This is a genomic window from Methanosarcina siciliae T4/M (assembly GCF_000970085.1).
Taxonomy (GTDB): Archaea; Halobacteriota; Methanosarcinia; order Methanosarcinales; family Methanosarcinaceae; genus Methanosarcina; species Methanosarcina siciliae.
Window position 1 is genome coordinate 3,759,158 of the sequence record NZ_CP009506.1, and the last position, 21,553, is coordinate 3,780,710.

The 21,553-nt window shown below is 41.7% G+C and carries 29 protein-coding genes; 4 read left to right on the forward strand and 25 right to left on the reverse strand.

The window, feature by feature from the left end; translation table 11 throughout:
• Positions 1 to 17 precede the first annotated feature (17 nt).
• On the reverse strand, positions 18 to 185 hold the full coding sequence (locus MSSIT_RS23570) for a hypothetical protein (protein ID WP_156158879.1): 168 nt from the start codon (positions 183 to 185) through the stop codon (positions 18 to 20).
• Between the two features lie 376 nt (positions 186 to 561).
• Positions 562 to 2,097, reverse strand: coding sequence for a transposase (locus MSSIT_RS15680; RefSeq protein WP_048173500.1), 1,536 nt, complete (start codon positions 2,095 to 2,097; stop codon positions 562 to 564).
• Between the two features lie 433 nt (positions 2,098 to 2,530).
• Here MSSIT_RS15680 and MSSIT_RS15685 point away from each other — a divergent pair, with 433 nt between their 5' ends.
• On the forward strand, positions 2,531 to 2,833 hold the full coding sequence (locus MSSIT_RS15685) for a heterodisulfide reductase-related iron-sulfur binding cluster (protein ID WP_048173501.1): 303 nt from the start codon (positions 2,531 to 2,533) through the stop codon (positions 2,831 to 2,833).
• Between the two features lie 533 nt (positions 2,834 to 3,366).
• On the opposite strand, the gene MSSIT_RS15690 is transcribed toward MSSIT_RS15685, so the two are convergent.
• Positions 3,367 to 3,645, reverse strand: coding sequence for a hypothetical protein (locus MSSIT_RS15690; protein ID WP_231589898.1), 279 nt, complete (start codon positions 3,643 to 3,645; stop codon positions 3,367 to 3,369).
• 193 nt (positions 3,646 to 3,838) lie between these two features.
• Here MSSIT_RS15690 and MSSIT_RS15695 point away from each other — a divergent pair, with 193 nt between their 5' ends.
• Entirely contained in the window at positions 3,839 to 4,318 is a 480-nt protein-coding gene (locus MSSIT_RS15695; RefSeq protein WP_048173502.1) for a DUF4277 domain-containing protein, read from the forward strand.
• Positions 4,204 to 5,562, forward strand: a complete 1,359-nt coding sequence (locus tag MSSIT_RS15700) for an IS1634 family transposase (RefSeq protein ID WP_156158880.1) — start codon at positions 4,204 to 4,206, stop codon at positions 5,560 to 5,562. The genes MSSIT_RS15695 and MSSIT_RS15700 overlap by 115 nt, the downstream gene beginning before the upstream one ends.
• Positions 5,563 to 5,979: 417 nt before the next feature.
• On the opposite strand, the gene MSSIT_RS15710 is transcribed toward MSSIT_RS15700, so the two are convergent.
• The 5 genes from MSSIT_RS15710 to MSSIT_RS23575 all read right to left on the reverse strand — a co-directional run bounded on the left by MSSIT_RS15710 (position 5,980) and on the right by MSSIT_RS23575 (position 11,162).
• Entirely contained in the window at positions 5,980 to 7,311 is a 1,332-nt protein-coding gene (locus MSSIT_RS15710) for a beta-propeller fold lactonase family protein (RefSeq protein ID WP_052721689.1), read from the reverse strand.
• A 284-nt stretch (positions 7,312 to 7,595) separates the two neighbouring features.
• Positions 7,596 to 8,684 (reverse strand): C39 family peptidase, encoded by a 1,089-nt coding sequence (locus tag MSSIT_RS15715; RefSeq protein ID WP_231589899.1) that lies wholly within the window; start codon positions 8,682 to 8,684, stop codon positions 7,596 to 7,598.
• On the reverse strand, positions 8,666 to 8,899 hold the full coding sequence (locus MSSIT_RS25025) for a hypothetical protein (protein WP_231589900.1): 234 nt from the start codon (positions 8,897 to 8,899) through the stop codon (positions 8,666 to 8,668). Before MSSIT_RS25025 ends, MSSIT_RS15715 begins: the two co-directional genes overlap by 19 nt.
• Positions 8,900 to 9,625: 726 nt before the next feature.
• Positions 9,626 to 11,002 (reverse strand): YncE family protein, encoded by a 1,377-nt coding sequence (locus tag MSSIT_RS15720; RefSeq protein WP_082089041.1) that lies wholly within the window; start codon positions 11,000 to 11,002, stop codon positions 9,626 to 9,628.
• Positions 10,995 to 11,162: a hypothetical protein gene (locus MSSIT_RS23575; RefSeq protein ID WP_156158881.1), complete on the reverse strand. Its 168-nt coding sequence runs from the start codon at positions 11,160 to 11,162 to the stop codon at positions 10,995 to 10,997. The genes MSSIT_RS15720 and MSSIT_RS23575 overlap by 8 nt, the downstream gene beginning before the upstream one ends.
• Before the next feature lie 556 nt (positions 11,163 to 11,718).
• Here MSSIT_RS23575 and MSSIT_RS15725 point away from each other — a divergent pair.
• Positions 11,719 to 12,264, forward strand: coding sequence for a gamma carbonic anhydrase family protein (locus MSSIT_RS15725; protein ID WP_048173505.1), 546 nt, complete (start codon positions 11,719 to 11,721; stop codon positions 12,262 to 12,264).
• Between the two features lie 46 nt (positions 12,265 to 12,310).
• Here MSSIT_RS15725 and MSSIT_RS15730 read toward each other — a convergent pair whose 3' ends face one another.
• The 17 genes from MSSIT_RS15730 to MSSIT_RS15810 all read right to left on the reverse strand — a co-directional run bounded on the left by MSSIT_RS15730 (position 12,311) and on the right by MSSIT_RS15810 (position 21,553).
• The gene (locus MSSIT_RS15730) at positions 12,311 to 12,589 is read right to left on the reverse strand and encodes an HVO_A0114 family putative DNA-binding protein (RefSeq protein ID WP_048173506.1); all 279 of its coding nucleotides are present in this window, start codon (positions 12,587 to 12,589) and stop codon (positions 12,311 to 12,313) included.
• A 200-nt stretch (positions 12,590 to 12,789) separates the two neighbouring features.
• Complete coding sequence (locus tag MSSIT_RS15735; protein WP_048173507.1) at positions 12,790 to 13,437, reverse strand: adenylate kinase; 648 nt, start codon at positions 13,435 to 13,437, stop codon at positions 12,790 to 12,792.
• A gap of 85 nt (positions 13,438 to 13,522) precedes the next feature.
• Positions 13,523 to 14,998 (reverse strand): preprotein translocase subunit SecY, encoded by a 1,476-nt coding sequence (secY, locus tag MSSIT_RS15740; protein WP_048173508.1) that lies wholly within the window; start codon positions 14,996 to 14,998, stop codon positions 13,523 to 13,525.
• Between the two features lie 142 nt (positions 14,999 to 15,140).
• A complete protein-coding gene (locus MSSIT_RS15745) occupies positions 15,141 to 15,563 on the reverse strand; it encodes an uL15m family ribosomal protein (RefSeq protein ID WP_048173509.1) in 423 nt (140 codons plus the stop codon).
• Positions 15,564 to 15,573: 10 nt separating this feature from the next.
• Positions 15,574 to 16,035 (reverse strand): 50S ribosomal protein L30, encoded by a 462-nt coding sequence (locus tag MSSIT_RS15750; RefSeq protein WP_048173510.1) that lies wholly within the window; start codon positions 16,033 to 16,035, stop codon positions 15,574 to 15,576.
• 1 nt (position 16,036) lies between these two features.
• A complete protein-coding gene (locus tag MSSIT_RS15755; protein WP_048173511.1) occupies positions 16,037 to 16,666 on the reverse strand; it encodes a 30S ribosomal protein S5 in 630 nt (209 codons plus the stop codon).
• Between the two features lie 9 nt (positions 16,667 to 16,675).
• Positions 16,676 to 17,200 carry a 50S ribosomal protein L18 gene (locus tag MSSIT_RS15760; RefSeq protein WP_048173512.1) on the reverse strand — a complete coding sequence of 175 codons (525 nt, stop codon included), beginning with the start codon at positions 17,198 to 17,200 and terminating at the stop codon, positions 16,676 to 16,678.
• Positions 17,201 to 17,216: 16 nt separating this feature from the next.
• Positions 17,217 to 17,672, reverse strand: a complete 456-nt coding sequence (locus MSSIT_RS15765) for a 50S ribosomal protein L19e (RefSeq protein ID WP_048173513.1) — start codon at positions 17,670 to 17,672, stop codon at positions 17,217 to 17,219.
• A gap of 1 nt (position 17,673) precedes the next feature.
• A complete protein-coding gene (locus MSSIT_RS15770) occupies positions 17,674 to 18,132 on the reverse strand; it encodes a 50S ribosomal protein L32e (protein WP_048174950.1) in 459 nt (152 codons plus the stop codon).
• Positions 18,133 to 18,143: 11 nt separating this feature from the next.
• On the reverse strand, positions 18,144 to 18,674 hold the full coding sequence (locus MSSIT_RS15775) for a 50S ribosomal protein L6 (protein WP_048173514.1): 531 nt from the start codon (positions 18,672 to 18,674) through the stop codon (positions 18,144 to 18,146).
• A 14-nt stretch (positions 18,675 to 18,688) separates the two neighbouring features.
• Positions 18,689 to 19,081 (reverse strand): 30S ribosomal protein S8, encoded by a 393-nt coding sequence (locus tag MSSIT_RS15780; RefSeq protein WP_048173515.1) that lies wholly within the window; start codon positions 19,079 to 19,081, stop codon positions 18,689 to 18,691.
• 10 nt (positions 19,082 to 19,091) lie between these two features.
• Entirely contained in the window at positions 19,092 to 19,244 is a 153-nt protein-coding gene (locus MSSIT_RS15785; protein WP_048173516.1) for a 30S ribosomal protein S14, read from the reverse strand.
• The gene (locus tag MSSIT_RS15790) at positions 19,245 to 19,742 is read right to left on the reverse strand and encodes a 50S ribosomal protein L5 (RefSeq protein ID WP_048173517.1); all 498 of its coding nucleotides are present in this window, start codon (positions 19,740 to 19,742) and stop codon (positions 19,245 to 19,247) included.
• 4 nt (positions 19,743 to 19,746) lie between these two features.
• Positions 19,747 to 20,454 (reverse strand): 30S ribosomal protein S4e, encoded by a 708-nt coding sequence (locus MSSIT_RS15795; protein ID WP_048173518.1) that lies wholly within the window; start codon positions 20,452 to 20,454, stop codon positions 19,747 to 19,749.
• Positions 20,455 to 20,467: 13 nt separating this feature from the next.
• The gene (gene rplX / locus MSSIT_RS15800) at positions 20,468 to 20,818 is read right to left on the reverse strand and encodes a 50S ribosomal protein L24 (RefSeq protein ID WP_048173519.1); all 351 of its coding nucleotides are present in this window, start codon (positions 20,816 to 20,818) and stop codon (positions 20,468 to 20,470) included.
• Between the two features lie 10 nt (positions 20,819 to 20,828).
• The gene (gene rpl14p / locus MSSIT_RS15805) at positions 20,829 to 21,227 is read right to left on the reverse strand and encodes a 50S ribosomal protein L14 (protein WP_048173520.1); all 399 of its coding nucleotides are present in this window, start codon (positions 21,225 to 21,227) and stop codon (positions 20,829 to 20,831) included.
• Positions 21,224 to 21,553, reverse strand: a complete 330-nt coding sequence (locus MSSIT_RS15810; protein ID WP_048173521.1) for a 30S ribosomal protein S17 — start codon at positions 21,551 to 21,553, stop codon at positions 21,224 to 21,226. Before MSSIT_RS15810 ends, rpl14p begins: the two co-directional genes overlap by 4 nt.

Consider the following 21,553-nt stretch of genomic DNA (forward strand, 5'->3'; position numbering starts at 1 on the left):
TTGTTGATATATTTTTACTATCCATCTTTTGTCCTCAAGCAATGTTTGTTTTTTATGCCAGTGCCATTATCAAAAGTTACATAATAATTTTTTTCTTCCTGTGCACTTATTGCCGGTATTAACAACATACCAACCGGCAGTGTTGCTAAAACAAGTATACTTACTCCAATTTTATTACGGTTCATTATTTCATCTCCCGTGTATCTTATACCCAGGAGGCAGAATCAGGCAAGCTAAGCCTTAAATTCAGACAAAGCTAACATAACTCATGCCTTTAGGGCGTGTTTTGTGGAGTTCGGGCGGTACCTGGAAAGCACTTCTGAACTCCATAAATCCCTCTTATCTAACTCCTTATAAGTTTTCTGTGTAAATTCTCAAACAATTCGATTTTCGAACTGATTTTGAGTCTGTAATTGCCTGTAATAGTTCCTTGACCTTGACAGTTTGATGATTTGGCCAGAAATCATATAAATGAGCCTTTACCAATTTCACTATTAATGCTTTAAAATCAAATTAAAAACACTAAACTTCCTTTTTTTAAAAAAAATCGCTTTTACTTGCTTAGATATTCAACCTTCTAAAAGCTCCTGGTGCTCTTATCAGGTCATGTCTTCCAACTTTAAAAGCTGTAAGTGCCGTAAGTAATGCGGCAATATTGCTTATCGATACATAGATTTTAGCCCATTCACTTCCTCTAGTTGGTGTTTTTGATCTATTGTATCCAACAACATCGTTTGAATTTTTCCTTTCAACAGTGGTTCTTATATTGTACAATTTTCCAAGCAATTTATGATAAATTCTTGGGACGTATTGAGCTCTGAAGTGGTTCCCCTTTTCTGTTTTCAAGATATTTCCAACACTATTCGCTCTTGCAGCTATGATTGGAATGACCCCTTTCTCAATTACGGTTTCATTGGAAAGATGACTATCAGGTCCTGCATCAGCGATCACAAAAAACGGTTTTTCTGTTGCTGATTTCATACATTGATTTATTGTATCCTGAAATATGGTGTTGTCATTTTTGCTAGCATTTACTGCATCCCAATAAACAGGTAAACCCCACCAGCTATCAACAATACATGTATCAGTGTATCCTGTTCCTGATAATACACTAAATTTACCTGTTTTCTTGACATAGTGTCCAGCATCTGGATCGGAAAGCTGTCCAGTCTCTTTATTTTTCAAACCACTGCAATTACACTCAAAAAATCTTCGATCCCAAATCCAGATTTTGTCACCAATAAGGTTAAGATTTCTACATTCTTGGATCAGTAATTCTGCATATCTGTCCAGATAAGGATAAATTATTTTTAGGTTTCGTCGATAAGAAGAAAGAGTAATCTTTTCTCCGCTTTTGATTTTTAATTCATTCCTTAGAGCTGGGTTCTGGTTGTAATCTCTGATAAATAATTCAAGATTAGAATATCCAAGTTTGCATCTTGATAACTCTAGCTTGAAAATATTATTGAAAGATAATTCTTCAAGTTGAGGTTTATACCCCATTGATACCTGAATGTCATTAAAATAAGAACCAAGCGAAGGGTTTAATTCAAAAATGTTCCTCAAATACCCTCTAAATTTTTTAAGATTTTGAAAAGCGAGTATTTGACTCCGAGGAAGAACATTCTCCATATAGTCCTTACTCTTCACAATTAAAGGTTTAACCTTGTAAGGGACATTAATTTTCCGTTTGAGGACATTTATCATATCATCAAAGAAATCAGACAGTACTCTTTGATACGTAGATATGACACAATATCTACTGTTTTCTGCTTTTTTCTTATTCTTTTTATCACTCTTCAGGAACATAATTTTAAATTTTGAATTCTTAAAAAGAAAATGGTCCTTGAAAGTGGAGATACATATCGTTTTTTCAAAAAAATTACCTATAAAGCTTGCAAGCGTTGACTGATTAACGTGAACGGTAAGGATTCTTGAATTATCCTTTTTGTCTTCGAATTTTCTTCCAAATATCTTTTCATATTTTTTCCTGCCTTCAACACTCTTCAAGCTTACAACTATTGTTTTTGTAATCTCTAAAAAGTCACTCAACTGAAGCAAAAAATACTTATATCCCTTACCAACAATTTTTATCATGGATTATACCTTATTAAGGTTTATTTTTAGATTGGTACACCTTAAAATAGGTTTAATTAGGTATAATCCTTATTATTTGATTTGAAATGGTATTTTAAATGTCAATAAATAATATTTCGATGAAATAATCTTTTTTTATTGTTATTTTAAAAAAAGAAGTAATTTTAAGAAAAATGGTAAAACCTCAAATATGTATATTGTCTCATTATATATTCAAGTACTTCTCTATAAACCTCCAAATTCTACTGAATATTTCCATATATTGATTTTTGTTTAAATCTAACAGTTTTACAGAATAATGTCAGTGTTTGTATCTTATAGGAGTATTTATATACTATAATCCTTCTAATTTTTGGCATATCTTGTTATACATTAGGTAACCTATATTTTAGACAAATTATGACAAAATATCGCTCACATCCTTACCTGCGGAATGGGCTTTTCCCAGCTCCACCTTAACAAAAACACCTCTCTCCAGGTCACCAAAACCAAACTCGACAGCCTTCAGAGAGCCGGCGTGGAGTTAATGATCCATATGTGCCCGAACTGCCATATCCAGTACGACCGCTACCAGCCTGTGATTGAAAAAGAGTATGGGGTAGAGTACGACATGGTGCACATGAATATTGCCCAGTTCGTAGCTCTCTCACTGGGAGCAGACCCCTACAAAGTATGCGGTTTCCAGACTCACTCCGTGCCTCTGGAAGGTTTTCTTGAAAAGGCCGGTATAATATAAAATCCCGTTTTAAAGTTGAACCGGTCGCCTTTTTTATTTTGATTTTTTCCAATCACTTTTTTGGCTCTACCGAAATTTGTTTTCGAACTTTAAAATGTATACCAAACAAATCTACCTTAGAAACTTTTATCTTAAGGCTTACTTTTTCCAGACATACAATACAATCATTGCTGTAAGAATCAAAAATAGTCCCAAACCATTACCTACCAGTGAATATCATAAAAATAACAAAAATCATAACGCACAATAATATGAAGTATATAATAGCTTTAGCTAATTTTTCCATGATCAACCAACCCTTTTACTACTTATTTTAGCCTAATTTCTTTTGTCAACCTACCAAAAGCAGGGTATTAAAATATCCGTTGAATAATCACAATTCTTGGGAAAAGAAAGGAGAAAGTACTTTTGAACTCCATAAATTCATCTTAGTGAACTCCTTATAAGTTTTCTGACCATTTCATTTAACTATCTGTTTTTTAAAACTCCTTTAGAATCGTTAATTATTTCCTAATCTTTGATTGTTAGATACTTTAGCTAGTAACTTTATACCTGAGCATTATGTAATATTTTTCCGGAGAATTAGTATCATATGTCATTCCATAGTTCCGAGTCATGTTATAGTTTTGAAGAAGGGCTTTTACTTCTGACTCAGAAATTCCATCTTTAAATTGAATAGTCATACCAGCTACTTGCGATTCAGGATCTGGCGTTTTCGTATCTTCTACTGGCACTTTTACAAGTAACCCCCAAAACGCTACGAGAGTTAGAAAAACAATAAAAATAGCGATTTTCTTGTTGATTTTGCTCATATTAACGCCTAAAACTCACATTTCGACCCCATCTTCCCGATAAGACCTAATTTTTTCTTCATTCAATTTTTATAAACGATTCTCATCTTCACATTATTCCTAAGGATTTGATTTTTATAACGTCCTGCATATAATACATAACATAACAAACAAATTCTTCAAAGCCTAAAATAAAAACAGAGAGTTATCTCGCATGAAAAATACTTCCAACTGTGATAATATTTCCGAACACTTGAATACAAATGAATTTCCACAGACAAATACGACCCCATTCACAGTTTTGGCTCCTAAACATTATTTAAATCAAATTTCTTTTGAAGCCATTATCAATGACAACATCCAATGGGATCGAGATCAATGGAGAGTTCCGCCAGGAACTCTGGCACTGAGTATAGTGCTAACTCCTTTTTTTCGCGCAGATAAACGATATCCTTTATGCTCTGTTGAAGAGATTGTTGAATTCATGGATACTGAGCTTGTTTTTGGAAAAGATTATCCCCACTCATACTTCAATGATGATTGTTTAGGTCTGTTGCTGGATCGAGTTCATGAAGCAGGTTGCCCAGGTCTTTTCAGCATGGTAGTATCACAAGTTTTTGCAAACTTCAAAATTCCATTCGGTCGAATATTCCAAGTGGACACTACATCTCATGTTTACTATGGGAGATTCTAAGGGTTTGTGAAGAGGAAAATTATGAAGGTTTGAAGGTCACTTACGGTTATAGCAAAGATAAGCGTCCTGATAAAAAACAAATTATGAGCGGAATGATTACAAACGAATTAGGACTTCCTCTTTACACAGAAACACTTGATGGGAACACTGCTGATACTGTTTGGCTCCCAGATGCTATGCGCCATTTCAGGGATTTATTTGGTGAAATGTATAGTGATTCGATCTTCATAGCAGATTCGAAACTGGTGAATAAAAAGAATTTTGGAGTCCTTTTCGATAAAACAAATCCTTTCAGTTTCATCTCCAGGTGCCCAGAGAAATTCTGTTCCAGGATTGCAGAAAAGACTGTATCTGAGGCTTATTCGCTCAATGAATGGGAATACGTAGGACCTTGCTGTAAAGATGAAGAATCTAAAAGAGCAACAAAGTATGAAGTGCAAGGTTTTGATAAAATTGTTCATGGAAATGAATGTCGGTTAGTCGTTTTTAGAAAGCTTGATGGTGATGAAAGGTTAGCCAATGAAAGTAAAAAGGAACGAGAAAAAATTGAGGAAGGAATAAAGAAAGAGTTTAAAAAACCATTCGCTTGCGAAGCAGATGCCAGGAAAGCAATGGATGAATTTGCTAAGAAGTACAAACCCTCATTATTCAATGTCACATTTGAGATCCAAGAAGAAACAATTGAAAAAAGACCGAAAGGAAGACCCTCCAAGAGTCAACAAAAATTGAAAATCACCAGTGAATTTTACGTTAAACTCAAAAGCCTTGAGCAAAACAAGGAAAAAATGGAAAAGCGCCATCAGTCGTTGGAAACTGTAGTACTGATTACAAATGTTCCCTTCGATACAAAAAACAATAAGGAAATCTTTCAGTTATATAAAAACCAACAAGTTGTTGAAACGAACTTTGAAGAATTGAAAAAACCTTCTATGTTTTACAGGATATTTCTGGAAAAACCAGAACGTATTGAAGCATTGCTTATGCTGCTGCATGTTTCCTTATTAGTAAGGGTACTTATGAGGATTACAGCAAGAGAAAATCTGAAAAAGGAAAATGAGCCTTTACGTATTGATTTTGGGAGGTCTATCCTGAAAAACCCTACAGCAGAAAAAATGCTGAGGTTGCTTTCCTTCCATTATATCATGACTATAGATGGAAAGCGTGTGATTATCACAAAAAATGGAAAAGTAGATCACCTGAACAAGTTGCTAAAGCTACTGGGCTTGAATCTCGAGTCTGGGTGAACTTCCTGAATAAGGCTGAATAAAAGGTTATATTTCGGAAAATATGTAGCGGTAGCTATACAGTTTGTGATGTAACACTTGGTTAATGAAATCAAGAGTTTGAACTTTTTCAAAAAAGAACTGATGGGATTAACTAGAAATTATGGTAATTGAACCATAATTCAGGGGAAAATTAAAGGGGGGGTCGAAATGTGAGCTAAAAAATGAAAACGATTTGATAAACCCATAGACTGGCTGTTTATACAAAGGGTATATAATCAACTGTTGAAACCAGAGATTTATCGAACTCCTCTGAGGAATTTTGGCTTATATATACGTTTTTTTCTTGACTGGTGGCGAATTCAATTTTTGGCATACTATTCGACCAAGTAGTCATTTGATCATTAATGCCAATGTTCGGGTTATCCAAGCTCTGTATTACTTCTTCCCGAGTTTCCATCCACCATACAGGCAGACCAGGCTTCCCAATAATCCGAAACCTGGAGTGGAGTTATTTTTGCTCGATTCATTTTCATTTGAGCTATTACCATTATCAGATTCAGAATTATTATTTTTTGAATTATTGAGTTCGACAGCGTTTATTTCTTCAGATGATGGACTTGCTATATCTCCAACTTTTATATCTTCAGTTACAGTAGAGTTTGTTGTTATAATCGGATCAGTCACATTAGAATCTATAAAGTTCCCAAAGGCAACTTCAATAGGATATTTTCCTACAGGCACTGTGTCTGTAACCCTGTTTGTAGAGGTGTCTATTACAGAAACAGTGTGGCTCGCGTAATTCACCACATATACCTTTGCTCCGTCTTGGGTGACTTCAATTCCACTAGGTGCCTTTCCTACAGGCACAGTGGCTGTGACCTTATTTGTGGCTGTATCAATAATATCAACAGCACCTGTAAGTGAATTGATGGGATTTATCGCTACGTATACCTTTTTCCCATCCGGGCTGACCGCTACCCCCTTAGGATTTCTTCCTGTTTTAACCGTACTTACAACAGCATTTGAAATTGTATCTATTATAGAAATACTGCTGCCTGCCATATTCGCCACATATACCTTTTTCCCACCCGGACTGATTGCAACCCCAAGTGAATTATTTCCTGTAGGTATCGTGGCTGCAACAGTGTTTGCGGTTGTGTCAATTACAGAGACTGTGCCTGTAAAGTTAGTTGAGTAACCGCCAGAATTCGCCACATATACCTTTTTCCCGTCCGGGCTAACGGCAACTCCGAAAGGAAAGTTTCCAACAGGCACTGTGGCTGTAACTTTGTTTATGGTTGTGTTAATTACAGAAACAGTGTTGTTGCTGAAACTCGTCACGTATGCCTTTGTCCCATCCGGACTTACTGCAATTTTTTGAGGATAGGTTCCTACTTTCACTGTGGCTATAACTTTATTTTTGGTGGTGTTAATTACAGATACAGTGTTGCTACGTGAGTTCACAACATATGCCTTTGTTTCATCCGGACTGATTGCAACTCCAGAGGGATGTTCTCCTACATCTACTGTGGCTGTAATCTTATTTGTGGATGTGTCAATTACAGAGAGATTATTACTGTCGTAGTTAGTAATGTAGGCAAATGGAGCTGCACCTACGACACCCATCAGTATTAAAATCATAAGTGCAGTTATTCCTAAAACTTTCATGATTTTAAGCTGCTTGTGTACCTTATTGGATGTAGCTACAGATGAAAGTAGACTCGAAAAAATGGCAATCTCTGTTGTTGGTATAATTTTAATTTTCATATATTTACCCCCTGTAGTGTTTGTCTTTTATGCAGGTGCCGAGATTAGATATATATGAATAAATTTACAGATATTTTCTAATACTATGATTATGGATAATATTTTTTGCAAAAAAATGCTTTTTTAGATTTTGATAAGTAGTAAATTACCGCGTTGGAATTAAAATTAGTCCAAAAACAATAGAAACAATAATTCCCTCATAAATATTACTCATATCTGTTTCTAAAAAATGAGGAGTTAAACTCCTCATATATATCAATTTCAGTCTTTTATATTCCCCTCGCTCAGAAAATCACATATATACGCAGACCTTCTGGACTACCTGATACAGCTTCCCAGTACACGCTACCCCCGCTCCCCGGATCATTAATGTATAAACAGTCATCCGCACTATCATAGAAAACCCAATATCCAGCACAAGCTCGACAATGATTTGAAGTGAAACTAGCAAAAGGTCTATAATAGTCAATTTCACTCATCGCTTTAGTAAAAGATAAAGAAGTAGTTTTGTATGACCTCGTTGCCCCTAATCCTCCCTCATTCCGAGATAATTTATACCAAGATAATGCCGCAGTAGGACCAATTCCAGTAGTGTCACCATTTGTCCCACCCATTTCTTGGTATATGTAATCTTGGGTAAAAGAATAGCCATGCCAGTCAGCAATCATTTCAGCGGTTGCCGGAACACAGTAAAAGTTTTTTTCTTGACCAACGGTGTCAACATCAAGTATTACTTGTGTTGAATCATCTCTAAGTAGTGCTTTTGTTGAGGCATCTGTTGTTGTGGGCATTACTGTCGAGTTACATGGTGATGATACCACTTTTGAAATGGTGTTTAGTTTGTCGCTTAGTTTTTTTATATTTTCTTCAGTAATTGGCGCACTGATATCAATTCCTATATTATTTCCTTCCTGTTCTAATTTTTTAGTAAATTGTTCACTCTTTTGCCAGTCATTTAAATTCTCGTCCATTTTATCCTTCGATACCTGTTCATACATCGACCAAACTCCAAGCGCGGTTTCAGTTGCAGGTTTGTCTTGTACCTCTTCAAGGGTGTATGCATCTACAAATATCCGATGTTCAATTCCTGTAGTCTTATCTCTTACTATGGTCATTGCCCCCACGCTAGGATAGTCATATACAACCATATTAGTTGACACGATTTTTCCAGTTGGATATTTTATTCTTGCGGATTCTATTGACTTCCCCATGACTTCAGCCACGTTATAGTGTTTAGGATTTATTTCGATGCGTCGGAGTGCACTTCCCAGCGTTTTATTAGCACCAATGTCAATCCTACTTATCAGAGTATTTTCTTTATATACTGAAAATTCATAATACAATTTTTGACCGTTTATATCATAAAGCTCCAATGGTTCGGGATCAATAGATGTCCCTTCCCATTTTTTTCAGAGTCGTTTTCGGTTGCAATTAACGCCATCATGCGCGTATTTGCATGCTTAAAAGCTTCCTCAACAGTTACAGAATAATCTTTTTCTTCCTGTGCACTTACTGCCGGTATTAACACCATACCAACCAGCAGTGTTGCTAAAACAAGTATATCTACACCAATTTTATTATGGTTCATTACTTTATCTCCTGTGTATCTTATACCCAGGAGGCAGAATCAGGCAAGCTAAGTCTTAAATACAGACAGAGCTAACATAACTCATGCCTTCAAGGCGTGTTTTGTGGAGTTCGGGCGGTACCTGGAAAGCACTTCTGAACTCCATAAATCCCTCTTATCTAACTCCTTATAAGTTTTCTGTGTAAATTCTCAAACAATTCGATTTTCGAACTGATTTTGAATCTGTAATTGCCTGTAATAGTTCCTTGACCTTGACAGTTTGATGATTTGGCCAGAAATTATATATATGTATATTGTCTCCTTATATAATCAAGTACATCTCTATAAACTTCCCAATTTTACTGAATATTCCCATATATTGATTTTTGTTTAAGTATTACAGTTTTGTCTCATAAAATCAGTGTTTGTATCTTATTCGGGTCTTTATATATTATAATCATTCTAATTTTTGGCATACCTAGTTATGCATTAGGTAACCTATATTTTAGACAAATTATGACAAAATATCGCTCACACCCTTACCTGCGGAATGGGCTTTTCTCAGCTCCACCTTAACAAAATACCTTTCTCCAGGTTACCAAAACCAAACTCGACAGTCTCCAGAGGGCCGGTATGGAATTAATGATTCATATGTGCCCGAACTGCCATATCCAGTACGACCGCTACCAGCCCGCGCTGCAATACAATCATTGCTGCAATAATCAAAAAATAGAATACGGCGGGTAATTACCTTTTCCCAAGTTTCCACCCTGCAGACAGGCAGGTCAGGCTTCCCAATAATCCGAAGCCTGGCGTAGAATTATTTTTGCTCGGTTCATTTTCATTTGAGCCATTATCCTTACCAGATTCAGAATTATTTTCATCGCTGTAATTATTTAGTTCGACAGCGTTTATTTCTTCAGATGAAGAAATATTAGTTTCTTCAACTCCCATATCTTCAGTTGAACTGGAGGTTTCCTCTGTGCTTTGGACAGTCATATCAGAATCTGTAGGAGGTACAATTACAACACTAGTAGGGTGGACTCCTACATTCACCGTAGCCGTAACAGTGTCCGTGTCTGTGTCAATTACGGATACATTGTCGCTTTTGGCGTTTGTCACATATACATTTTTTCCGTCTGGTGTGACTGCAACTCCTAAAGGAGTAATTCCTACAGGAACTGTGGCTGTAACAGTGTTATTTACTGTGTCAATTACAGAAACAGTGTTACCGGAATCATTGTAGTTACCAGAGATTGTCACATATGCCTTTTTTCCATCAGGGCTGACTGCAATATCACTGGGGGTATCTCCTACGGGCACGGTGGCCGTAACATTGCCTGCAGTTGTGTCGATTACAGAAATAGTGTTGCTGTCTGTATTAGTAACGTACACCTTATTTCCATCAGGAGCAATCGCAACTTCATAAGGACTGTCTCCTACAGATATAGTGGTTGTAACTTTGTTTGTAATTGCATCAATTACAGAAGTAGTATTGTTGAAAGTGTTCGTAACATAGATTTTTTTTCCGTCAGGACTAATGACAACATTACGAGTAATCATCCCCACATTAATCTGTTCCATTAAAGTATTTGTAGCTGTGTCAATTACAGAGATATTGGTGCTATCACGGTCTGTCACATAAACTTTTGTTCCTGCGGGGTTGACTGCAACTTGCATAGGATAACCTCCTACATTCACTGTAGCACTAACCTTATTTGTCGCTATGTCAATTACCGAGATAGTTGGACCGAATCCTGGAGTTGCCACATATACCTTTGTTCCTGCAGGGTTGACTGCAATATCTCTAGGCCAGCCTTCTACAGGCACTCTGGCTGTAACATTGTTAGTTGCTGTGTCAATTACAGCGACATTATGAGTAGGAACAGTACCATTATAATTCGTATCGTAATAATAACCTCTCTGATCATAATCTCCCAGATTTGTCACATATGCAAATGGAGCCGCACCTGCTACACCTATCAGTATTAAAATCAGAAGTGCAGTTATTCCAAAAGCTCTTATGAAGGTATATATTCTGTATGCTTTATTAGATATTGCTGCAGATGGATGTAGAATAGAAAATGTGTCAATAGATATCGTTGATATATTTTTACTATCCATATTTTGTCCTCAAGCAGTGTTTGTTTTCTATGCCAGTGCCATTATCAAAAGTTACAGAATAATCTTTTTCTTCCCGTGCACTTACTGCCGGTATTAACACCATGCCAACCGGCAGTGTTGCTAAAACAAGTATACTTACTCCAATTTTATTACGGTTCATACTTTAATCTCCCGTGTATCTTATACCCAGGAGGCAGAATCAGGCAAGCTAAGCCTTAAATACAGACAAAGCTAACATAACTCATGCCTTTAGGGCGTGTTTTGTGGAGCTCGGGCGGTACCTGGAAAGCACTTCTGAACTCCATAAATCTCATTTATCTAACTCCTTATAAGTTTTCTGACCATATCCTTTAACATTCATTCTTCATGGCTTAGATGCAATCTCATTTGAAAAGATGAAATTCATAACTGACATGGGAACCTATATAAAATTTTAAATTGTAGATATAATTTTGATAGTATCCACTAATTCTCAGAGAATAATCTCCTTTGTGATTATCATTTGACCGAATAACGCAAAAAAAGTAACCGTTTCTATTTAACCGTCAAATTCAGGTCAAAATATAAATTTAAATATATTATCATAATACATCATAACTTATAATAATTTATCATGAAAATAATCGAAGCCTGAGAAATAGCTAACCGGACTCGGGATAGAAAATTCAAACGGGATTCGGGGCAGCTCCTCCAGGCATGGAAAAAGGAGTTTTAAAATGAACCTTCCAAATCCTCATAAACAACACCCGAGAGTCAGCAAAAGGGCGTGGATATCCGAAACTGCAGTAATAATCGGAAACGTGAGTGTTGGAGACGACGTATTCGTGGGGCCAAACGCGGTTCTCAGAGCAGATGAACCCGGGTCGTCCATAACGGTTCAAAGCGGCTGCAATATACAGGACAATGTTGTCGTCCATTCCCTCTCGCATTCCGATGTGCTGGTCGGCAAAAACACTTCCCTTGCGCACAGCTGCATCGTGCACGGGCCCTGCAGGATAGGAGAAGGCTGCTTCATAGGGTTCGGGGCAGTGGTGTTTGACTGCACTCTCGGGAAGGATACGCTCGTCCTCCACAGGGCAATTATCCGGGGAGTGGACATTTCCTCATGCAGGATGATCCCTGACGGAACCGTGATCACCGGTCAGGCCTGTGCCGATGCGCTTGGACCTATCACAAAAGACCTGAACAGGTTCAAAAGGTCGGTGGTCAAAGCAAATATCGAACTTGTGGAAGGGTATATGAAACTCAGAGAGGAAAATTAAGGGAAAAAATGAGCAGGAAATCGAATCGAAAAATTTTAGCAGGAGGTTAAAGGTATTTTCCCTCCAGCTTTTCCAGAACCGTTTTTCCTTTATCCGTAAGCATGTATTTTTTCCAGGTAGTTTTTTTGGGAGTCAGGCATTCGATTAAACCCCTGTCCTCGAGCTCTTTTAAGGCGCGACTGATATTTTGCGTAGACCTGCTTGCTTCATGGGCAATATCCGAAGCCCTTACTGCAGTATGCTTTTTCATGGATTGCATGAGTATCAGACGCCGGTCAACGCTGATAACCCACTTCATCAATTCGTCTATTGAGTTTTCAGTCATGTAAGTCAGATTCTCCAGCAAAAGCTTCCTAGGGAAATAAGCAGCCGCATAATATTTAAAATTTAATCACTCTGTCGCATTGGAAATTAGCAGGAAAGAGGATTTAAGGATCTAAAAACACCAAAATTTTAAAGGATAGATCGAAAACGCAGGAACTTAAATGAAGAAGAGAAAAAACAAAAGAAAAAGAAAGAAGGAATTCAGGCAAACTTTGCCAGAATTGCCTTAAGGTCCTCAAAGACCACGTCTATATCCTTTGTCCCGTCAAGGGTGACAAGGATGCCTTTCTCTTTGTAGTAGTTGGTAAGCGGCTGAGTCTGCTTTTTGTAGACATTCAGGCGGTTCTGGACGGCTTCTGCGGTATCGTCAGCACGCTGGAAGACTTCGCCTCCGCAAATATCACAGATATTGTCCTTCTTTGGTGGATTGGAAATAATGTGATAGCTTGCTCCGCATTTGCACATTAGACGTCCGCTTATTCTTCCTACAAGCACTTCATCAGGCACTTCAAGGTTGAGGACTATATCAATGGGTTTTTCGATTTCATCGAGGATTGTTTCCAGGGCATCAGCCTGAGGGACAGTCCTGGGGTACCCGTCAAGAATGAAACCTTTTTCGCAGTCTGCCTCATTCAGACGGTTTTTAATTATGCCGATAAGCACCCGGTCAGGGACAAGTTCCCCTTTGTCCATATATGCCTTGGCTGCAAGGCCCAGTTCTGTTCCTTCCCTAACATTTGCCCGCAGGATATCTCCTGTGGAAATCTGTGGAATTCCGTAGAAATCAACCAGTTTTTTGGCCTGGGTACCTTTACCGGCACCCGGGGGCCCGAAGAGTATTATATTCATTCGAAAATCCCCTTTTTTATCCTTTTACTCGGATTATTTTCTTTCTGCTCCATAATTTCAGTCTGTAGTTAGAGGTTTACCAGCCTTACTGCTCCCCGAAGAAGGAACGGATCATCGGGTGCATCTCCATCATCTGTTCGGATGCGATATCCTCATACAGACGGTACACGATACTGACAGTAAGCAAAAGCCCTGTACCTCCGGCGCTTCCGAGCGTACCGAGCAAGCTTGCGATCAGGGTAAGAATCCCAATGAAAGCTCCACCTATAACGGTAACCTTTGGAATGTAACGCTGCATAACTTTTTCAATACTGCCGATGTTCCGCCTGAAACCCGGGATCTGCATCCCTGAATTGAAGATCTTCTGGGCTGTGGGCTTTGCACCCATACCTGTAGTCTCTATCCAGAAGAGAGCAAAGATAATCCCGCCTCCGATCAGCATAATAGCGTCCACCAAGACGTGAAGCCCGATCTGCCAGATTGCCGGAGCAGTTGCCCCATAGCTTGCAAAGGAATCCTGTACGAGAGACGGGATCCAGTCATATGGGTCGTGGATGGGAGCCAGGTAATACATAATCCCGTTCAAAGGCTTTGAGCCACTGAACTCTCCGAGGAAGGTAATCCCCCTGCTGGCAAGGATGATCCCGATCATCTGAATGTTAGCTTGAAGAGCCCTGACAAGGATCATGGGCAGAACCGAGGCATAGATGAGCTTGACAGGAAAACGTCCCCTTGCCCCTCTGACCGAACTATGGGCGAGAGGGATTTCTATTCTCGTACTCTCCACGTATACGACGAGAAGGAAGATAGTAACCGTGCTCAAGAGAGCGAGAATTCCGCCTCTGACCAGCAGGAACATCAGACCTTCCCCGGAGAAGAGGTAGTCTGCTCCGGTGTTCTGGGCAATGTAGATCCATTTGGGAATAAGTCCGACAGGAAGCCCTTGTTCGAGCTGCCAGTTAAAGATACCTGTAACGATCTGCTGGGAAATTCCCGCAACAATGAACAGCCCGACTCCTGACCCGATACCCCACTTGGAAACCACTTCATCCATGAAGAGAATCAGCGTGCCTCCGAGGAAGATCTGGATAAGGAGCAGTAAAGTGATCACTCCCAGGCCTACACCAAGCGTAGAAGCAAGCCCCGGGTCCGGCTGGATGTATCCGCCAAGAAGCTGCGGCAGGGCCTCCAGTATGATCATGACAAAGACAAGAAACTTCTGAGCTCCCTGGAAAAATGCCTGATCTTTGGGGTCCGAAAGATCCATTTTAATAATATCTGCCCCAACAAGAAGCTGCAGAACAATAGAAGCAGTGACGATTGGCCCTATACCGAGAAGGACTAAAGATCCAGAAGCCCCGGCAAAAAAGGCACGGTAAGATTCAAAAAGGTCAACAGAATCCTGGGACATCCCGAAGAGCGGTACATTTGCAAGAGCAAAGTACAGCACCAGAACTCCCAGAGTCCACCAGAGTTTATCCTTGAAGTGGACGTGTTTTTCCGGACTTGCTACTGCAGGTAACTTATTAAAAAACGGTTCTAAGGTATCCCTGAGAGTCATCGATTACACCATTCAAAATATACGTTTATTGATACTACATTAAATATTAGATTATGTTTTTACCGTAAGATAATGGTATATAGCACATCTAATATAAAAAGTTATTAAAAGAATAAAATAAGTAGGGTCAGGATGACACTACTTATTCGGCATCGATGCAGCTTCCACCAGCATTTTCGATTTTTTCACGGGCAGAGACGGAAAACTCCTCTGAAGTGATCACAAGATTCTTTGTGACACGTCCGCTTCCAAGCACCTTCTCGATTCCGAGGTTTTCAAGGTTGATGTGGTATGTCCCGTCCATAACTTCTGCTAGCCCTTCTTCAACAAGATAGGGAGCAAGTTCATCAAGCTCTCCGACATTTACTATGGAAACGTCCCTGGATACTTCATCAGGGCGCTTGAAACCGTGCTTTCCGTAGCTGTATCCACGCATCATAGCTCTGACGAAGTGGTGTTTGCAGCCACCTGCTTTCCCGCGGCCACCACGGTTACCGGCTCCACGCCTGTTTTTGTGGGTCCCGCCCCCGCAGGTCCTGGACCCTCTGAATTTCTTAACATCCATATAAACCACCTTATCTCATCTTGTGCAGAAGCACGTTGATATTTTCGTCGTGGTTTCCGAGTACACCGCCCTGCTGGACTGTCCTCTTAATCCCTGCGTGCCCTTTTCTGGGCGGGTGAAGCCTGAAAACAGGCTTCAGTTTGGGGACATCCTTAAGGGAGGCTTTTCCCTCGACAACGGCTTCGGCAAAGGCCTGTATGGAATCATAGTCCGTGTTTTCACGGATGTATTCTTCTGTAAGGCAGGTGTTGCCTTCAAGCCTTCCGCGGTTTTCAAGGACTTCTGCAAGGATTTCTGCATCAATCTTGCCGTATGCAACGTAGTCCTTCACTTTCTGGACCATACCCTTGTAGTGAGGATTTTCCGGCAAAAACACGCAGTGGTTAACCTTGTGAAGGCGGAGCATCTTCATTGTGTCCTCAATCGTATAGCGTACGTTGACCTGACCTCTCATTCTCACAACTGCATACATCTCAGACTTCCTCCTTACCGTAGTAGACAGGCAGCCTTACCACGTTGACCTGGTTAAGGGCATCATAGGTAGCCTTTGCGAAATTGAGAGTTGTCCTTGTAGTCCCGGAGGTCTTGGTCCACACATCTTTGATGCCGGCTTTTTCGAGCACCTTGGTCGCAGTGTTTCCTGCGGCGATCCCGAGACCTCTCGGGGCCGGGATGAGGGTCACACTTACACTGCCTGCCTTTCCTGTAACCTCGTAAGGTACGGTATGCGGCAGCCCGCAGGCGCATTCCCAGGAACCGCAGCCTCTGCGGATATAGGTAATGTTAAGCTTTGCAGCATCAATTGCCTTGCGGATTGCAGGCCCGACCTGGACATCCTTTGCCTGTCCGAGCCCTACATAGCCGTTTCTGTTTCCTACGATAACGGTTGCTCTGAACTTTACACGGCGTCCTGAGTCAGTCATCCTCTGGACCATGTTGATGTCAAGCACCTCATCTTCCAGGTCAGGAAGCAGCATATCAATTATCTGGGGTTCCCTTATAGGCAGGCCTGAGTTGATTGCCTCGTCCATGGAAGCAACCTGTCCTTCAACAACTAATTTTCCAAGCCTGGTCTTCGGAACCCAATCCTGATCGAATGCCATTTAATCACCTTAACTAAATTCAGCAAAGATTTTCTCTTTGGTTGCTTCAAACTGCTCTGGCAGGTCTGAGCTCTCTTCTCTGTATTCGGCTATATGCTCTCCGCGGATCCTCTCATCCGACGGGAACACTTCAGAGCTGCAGGGGATTTCAAATCCCGAGTCTACAATCCCTTTAAGGGCGGCATAGACTCTTGAACCTGCAGAGGAAGCCTGGAGTCCTATGTCCAGAATGCCTCCTTCATAGCCTTTCTGCAAACTCTTCAGCCCGAATAAGAGCCCTGTAAGGTATGCAGCCGTTGTGTTTCCGGTAGCTCCTGTGTAACCGTACTTTGCAAGCTCACTCGAAACGGCTGAGGAATAAGTTGTGTCCCCCTCGGGGGTTGGAGCTATTAACTGGATCTGAACGTTTCTTGCACTCTTTCTGACTACCACACGGTCCTGCCTTGAGAGTAATAATTTAAGGCGGAGGTGGTAGTTGGTGCGTCCTTCTCTTCTTCTTCTAAAAGGAACCTTATATCTCGGTCCTGTTGCCATCTTCAGCTCCTCCAGGTTATTCTTTCTTTAACAGTTTTTCGGACTCAAGGTGGGAGTTAAGGTGAGAAACACTTCTGTATTCTCCGCCTTTGGCCTTTCTGTAGAGTCTGCAGTACACCGACTTGTCAAGGGCTCCGTCTGCACGCAGCTCCTTGAGTCTTCTTCTGAGAGCCCGGATCTTTTTGATCCACTGCTCCTTCTTGGGAGTACGGGCTCCTTTCTTACCCTTTCTGGAACCATATCCCTTGCAGTGCCCGTACTTACGCTTGGCATCAAGTGCTCTGGCCCTGCCTCTGCTGACTCCTTTTACAGGCTTTACTTTAATTGTACCTTTCTCAATAAGCCCACGGATATCTTCTCTTGTTATTGCGGAGGCGATTTCTTCGGAGGCTTCGGGATCAAGCCATACCCTGTCAAGCCCGCATCCAAGAACTTTAGAAGCCAATTTCTTCTGGTTGAACAAATCGGACATTTTACTCACCCCTTCCAGGGTTCAGGACTTTAATCCCGATTTCTTCAGCTTTTGCAATAATAAGGGCTTTCTTTTGTGCACCTATTGTCCCTGCTATCCTGATAGCTTCGTAAGACGGGTCAATAAGCTCAAGCTCAGCAATGCTGGAAATAAGAACATCAGAATAACCCGAAGGGTGCAGGCCTTTAACTGCAACCGGGCTTCCGTATCCTACCTGGGCAAGCGCACCTTTTGAGACGTACTTTCTGCGCTGCTTACCCTGAGAACCTCTCGGACGCCTCCAGTTGTCATCAAGCCTTTTGAACTTGTGGCTGCAGGTTCTCTTGAACTGAGGTTTCTTTCCTTTCTGAACCTTTCTCACATTGAATAAGCGCCTGGATTCAGGATCCATATCAAGAGTGGAAACAGAAGTACCTTCAACTTCATTGGTACCTTCAACTTCATTAAATTCTTCTGCCATCATAACCACCTTCAGGCCTTCTGCACTATGTAGATTCCATCCTGGAAGATCCTCGGATCGAACCTCTTAATCTTGGTCTTCTGTTCTATGTTTGCGGCAGTCTGCCCGACATCTTCCTTGTTGATTCCGGTAATTGTGACATCGTTCCCACTTACCTTAACCTTTGTCTCGCCAATGATTTTTGCAACTCTTGGCTTCTTTTCTCCAAGGAAGTTCCCGATTACGAAGGTTTTGCCATCAACTTTGACCTGCATAGGAAAGTGAGCGTACACAATGGACATCTTGCATTCAAAGCCTTCATTTACGCCTTTGACCAGGTTCCTGATATGAGAAGCAAAGGTTCCCACCATGGCTTTCTGTTCCTTCCGGGCATATTCGGCGTCGACTACCACTTCGCCATCCCTTACGTCGATCTTGATTCCGGGGTACCACAACTTTCTTTCGACAGTTCCCCTGGGACCCGTGGCTGTAAAGACATCCTGAGCGAGAGAGACGGAAACTCCTTCAGGAACCTCTATTGTTCTTGCAATTTCCTTAACCATTTCCTGTTCCCTCCTCAGTACACATAAGCAAGAAGTTGCCCACCAATCTTCTTATCACGGGCCTCGTATTGAGACATAACCCCGCTTGAAGTGGTTACTATAAGGGCACCAAAGTTCTTTGCTGGCAGGAACTGCTTTTCCCAGCGTTCGAAACTGACTGTTCCTACGGAATACCGCGGCTTGATTGCACCGCACTTGTTGATTCTTCCCACAAGGGTAATGCTGTAGATTCCGGCTTTTCCATCGTCGATAAACTCGAAATCTCCGATGTAGCCTAGATCCTGCATAACCTTCAGGACGTTGCCAATATTTTTAGAAGCAGGCCTGACAATACAGGAGCTCTTCCCAATGGCTTCCGCATTTTTGATAGTGGAAAGGGCGTTTGCAAGAGGATCAAGTAATACCATTCAAATCACCTTACGAATACTTCTCAAAGCCCATCTCGTGGGCAATCTCCCTGAAACAGTGCCTGCAGAGGTAAATGTCGTACTTGCGGACAAGTCCCTGTTTCCTCCCGCACCGCTTGCATTCGTTTACTCCTTTACCGGACTTGTTTATCGTCTCTTTCATTTACATGACCTCCACGCCATAACTTTCGTTAAGGAAGGCGATCGCATCGTCCACCGTGACCCTGTGGTCAACCGGGATCTTTCGGGCTGCAATTCTCCTCTTGCAGATCCTTTCTCCCGGGCGTTTGAGTACCACTGTTACGTCCATTCCGAAAACCCCGATATTAGGGTCATACCTCATACCCGGAAAGTCAGTGTGTTCTTCAATGCCGAAAGAGACGTTTCCGAGGGAATCGAACTGGGACCTGTTCAGGGTCTTTTCGACAATCCCGATAGCGGTCTCAAGGAACTCCTGGGCTTTCTGGCCCCTGAGGGTTACCTTGCAGCCTATGGGTTCATTCTTTTTGATCGAGAAAGCGGGAAGGGTCCTTTTGGCAAAGCACCTTACGACTTCCTGCCCTGTGATATTCCGGAGGATATCTTCGGCATTTACAAGGTGCTGACCACTTTCTCCGACACCCATGTGGACAATTACCTTTTCAACCATCGGGGTGCGCATAGGATTACTCACTTATCTCACCGCCAAGCCTGATTTCGGGTTTGTCCTCGCCGATAACGATTACGTAGTCTTCGATTGTTTCGAAATCGTTTTCTCCGGAGATCATTACTGTATTGTGCCTGGAACTCTTAACTTCCCTGATCTCCATAATCTTTCCGGTTTCGCCAGAGTGCCGACCGCCTACAACCATTGCAAGGTTGCCGACTTCAAACTTCAGGTGTTTTACTACCTGCTTGTCAGGAATGGAAAGAATCAGGGAGTCTTTCGTCCCGTATTCATTGGACCCTATTATGTTGGTTCCGTCATTGAGGTTAAGCTGGACTTTTCCTCCCTTGACGGTCATCTTGTTATTGATCCTGCACAACTTGTTTACTTTGGTTTCGTTGAGTTTGTGGAGGGTCAGACGTCCCTTTTCATCCTGGAGCATCCTGTATGCTTCATTTACGAGAGGGAGGGAAATTACATCAAAGAGCCCTACCGGGAACCTGAGGTCTTTCCTCGGGATCCCGTCAACAAGGACGTTTCCTTCGGAGAGGATCCTTTTACCTTCCCTGCTGTTGTCAACAAGCTTGAGAATGTCCCGGATGATAATTCCGAGCGGAAGACTGCGAGCCTGGCTGTGAGGCCCCGGGCGGGTAGTGGAGATCCACTTGTTACCTTTTTTCCCGACCTTCCAGCTCTTTGGAACTGATAATCTTTTCTGGTGTGTCACAAAATCACCTGCCTCACTTCTTAATGCTTGACGCTCTGCGCCCGTCCTTCATTTCCAGTTTTGTGATCATGACATTGGAGGGATTTACGGGCCTCGGGACTTCGGTGCCGTCCACTTTTGTGGAAATGACTCCGTCCACTGTGATCGTGCCGTCCATAAGGGATACGGACTGGACTTTTCCTTCAGTGCCCTTGAAGTCCCCACGCATGACCTTTACCATGTCGCCAGTGATGACTGCAGCACTTCTTGTGCCGTACTCTTTAGCAAGTGCCTCACTGAGTCTTGCACCCATGAATTTCTGCCTGATATGGAGAGGTGCGGTGTATCTTGCCTTTCTCTGCTTTCTGGGCTGTTTGGATACCATTGCAATCACCTCAGACAATAATGGATGCGGTTGTCCCGATTTTCGGGAACCTTTCCGCCACTTCTCTGGCAACAGGGCCTTTTATGTCCGTGCCTTTAGGGATTCCGTCTTCATCCGTGATTACCATTGCATTGTCTTCAAATAAGACACGCAGACCGTCAGGACGGCGGAACTCCTGCTTCTGGCGGACCACCACTGCGAGGAGAATCTGTTTCCTCATTTCGGGGGTGCCTTTCTTTACGGACACGACGCACATATCCCCAATTCCTGCGCAGGGCATTCTGTTTTTGACGCCTCTGTACTTCTTGACAGAGATGATCTCAACAACTTTTGCCCCGGTGTTGTCCACACAGGCGATCTGGGCACCTGCATTGAGAGCTCTTGGGATGTTTGAGCGTATGCCTTTCATTTGGGCACCTCTGCTTTGACAACAACGTAGGATTTGGTCTTGCTTATAGGTCTGCATTCCACAATCGTGACAATGTCACCGACTTTTGCGGAGATACAGGCCGGATTATGTGCATGAATCTTCGAGCGTCTCTTTTCATATCTCTGATATTTCGACACCATTTTCATGTATTGCCTTTCAATGACTACCGTGTTGTCCATTTTACTGCTGACCACGGTACCCACAAGGATCTGACCTCTTACCGGGAGTGTTCCGTGGAAAGGACAATACGCATCGTCACATTCCTCTGATGGCGCCGGTATATTTAATCCAATATCTCTTGCCAT

Excerpts from the sequence above, each read along its gene's own strand:
- MSSIT_RS23570 (WP_156158879.1), bottom strand. The coding sequence starts at position 185 with ATGAACCGTAATAAAATTGGAGTAAGTATACTTGTTTTAGCAACACTG.
- MSSIT_RS15680 (WP_048173500.1), bottom strand. The coding sequence starts at position 2,097 with ATGATAAAAATTGTTGGTAAGGGATATAAGTATTTTTTGCTTCAGTTG.
- MSSIT_RS15685 (WP_048173501.1), top strand. The coding sequence starts at position 2,531 with ATGGGCTTTTCCCAGCTCCACCTTAACAAAAACACCTCTCTCCAGGTC.
- MSSIT_RS15690 (WP_231589898.1), bottom strand. The coding sequence starts at position 3,645 with ATGAGCAAAATCAACAAGAAAATCGCTATTTTTATTGTTTTTCTAACT.
- MSSIT_RS15695 (WP_048173502.1), top strand. The coding sequence starts at position 3,839 with ATGAAAAATACTTCCAACTGTGATAATATTTCCGAACACTTGAATACA.
- MSSIT_RS15710 (WP_052721689.1), bottom strand. The coding sequence starts at position 7,311 with ATGAAAATTAAAATTATACCAACAACAGAGATTGCCATTTTTTCGAGT.
- MSSIT_RS25025 (WP_231589900.1), bottom strand. The coding sequence starts at position 8,899 with ATGAACCATAATAAAATTGGTGTAGATATACTTGTTTTAGCAACACTG.
- MSSIT_RS15720 (WP_082089041.1), bottom strand. The coding sequence starts at position 11,002 with ATGGATAGTAAAAATATATCAACGATATCTATTGACACATTTTCTATT.
- MSSIT_RS23575 (WP_156158881.1), bottom strand. The coding sequence starts at position 11,162 with ATGAACCGTAATAAAATTGGAGTAAGTATACTTGTTTTAGCAACACTG.
- MSSIT_RS15725 (WP_048173505.1), top strand. The coding sequence starts at position 11,719 with ATGAACCTTCCAAATCCTCATAAACAACACCCGAGAGTCAGCAAAAGG.
- MSSIT_RS15730 (WP_048173506.1), bottom strand. The coding sequence starts at position 12,589 with ATGACTGAAAACTCAATAGACGAATTGATGAAGTGGGTTATCAGCGTT.
- MSSIT_RS15735 (WP_048173507.1), bottom strand. The coding sequence starts at position 13,437 with ATGAATATAATACTCTTCGGGCCCCCGGGTGCCGGTAAAGGTACCCAG.
- secY (WP_048173508.1), bottom strand. The coding sequence starts at position 14,998 with ATGACTCTCAGGGATACCTTAGAACCGTTTTTTAATAAGTTACCTGCA.
- MSSIT_RS15745 (WP_048173509.1), bottom strand. The coding sequence starts at position 15,563 with ATGGATGTTAAGAAATTCAGAGGGTCCAGGACCTGCGGGGGCGGGACC.
- MSSIT_RS15750 (WP_048173510.1), bottom strand. The coding sequence starts at position 16,035 with ATGTATGCAGTTGTGAGAATGAGAGGTCAGGTCAACGTACGCTATACG.
- MSSIT_RS15755 (WP_048173511.1), bottom strand. The coding sequence starts at position 16,666 with ATGGCATTCGATCAGGATTGGGTTCCGAAGACCAGGCTTGGAAAATTA.
- MSSIT_RS15760 (WP_048173512.1), bottom strand. The coding sequence starts at position 17,200 with ATGGCAACAGGACCGAGATATAAGGTTCCTTTTAGAAGAAGAAGAGAA.
- MSSIT_RS15765 (WP_048173513.1), bottom strand. The coding sequence starts at position 17,672 with ATGTCCGATTTGTTCAACCAGAAGAAATTGGCTTCTAAAGTTCTTGGA.
- MSSIT_RS15770 (WP_048174950.1), bottom strand. The coding sequence starts at position 18,132 with ATGGCAGAAGAATTTAATGAAGTTGAAGGTACCAATGAAGTTGAAGGT.
- MSSIT_RS15775 (WP_048173514.1), bottom strand. The coding sequence starts at position 18,674 with ATGGTTAAGGAAATTGCAAGAACAATAGAGGTTCCTGAAGGAGTTTCC.
- MSSIT_RS15780 (WP_048173515.1), bottom strand. The coding sequence starts at position 19,081 with ATGGTATTACTTGATCCTCTTGCAAACGCCCTTTCCACTATCAAAAAT.
- MSSIT_RS15785 (WP_048173516.1), bottom strand. The coding sequence starts at position 19,244 with ATGAAAGAGACGATAAACAAGTCCGGTAAAGGAGTAAACGAATGCAAG.
- MSSIT_RS15790 (WP_048173517.1), bottom strand. The coding sequence starts at position 19,742 with ATGCGCACCCCGATGGTTGAAAAGGTAATTGTCCACATGGGTGTCGGA.
- rplX (WP_048173519.1), bottom strand. The coding sequence starts at position 20,818 with ATGGTATCCAAACAGCCCAGAAAGCAGAGAAAGGCAAGATACACCGCA.
- rpl14p (WP_048173520.1), bottom strand. The coding sequence starts at position 21,227 with ATGAAAGGCATACGCTCAAACATCCCAAGAGCTCTCAATGCAGGTGCC.
- MSSIT_RS15810 (WP_048173521.1), bottom strand. The coding sequence starts at position 21,553 with ATGGCAAGAGATATTGGATTAAATATACCGGCGCCATCAGAGGAATGT.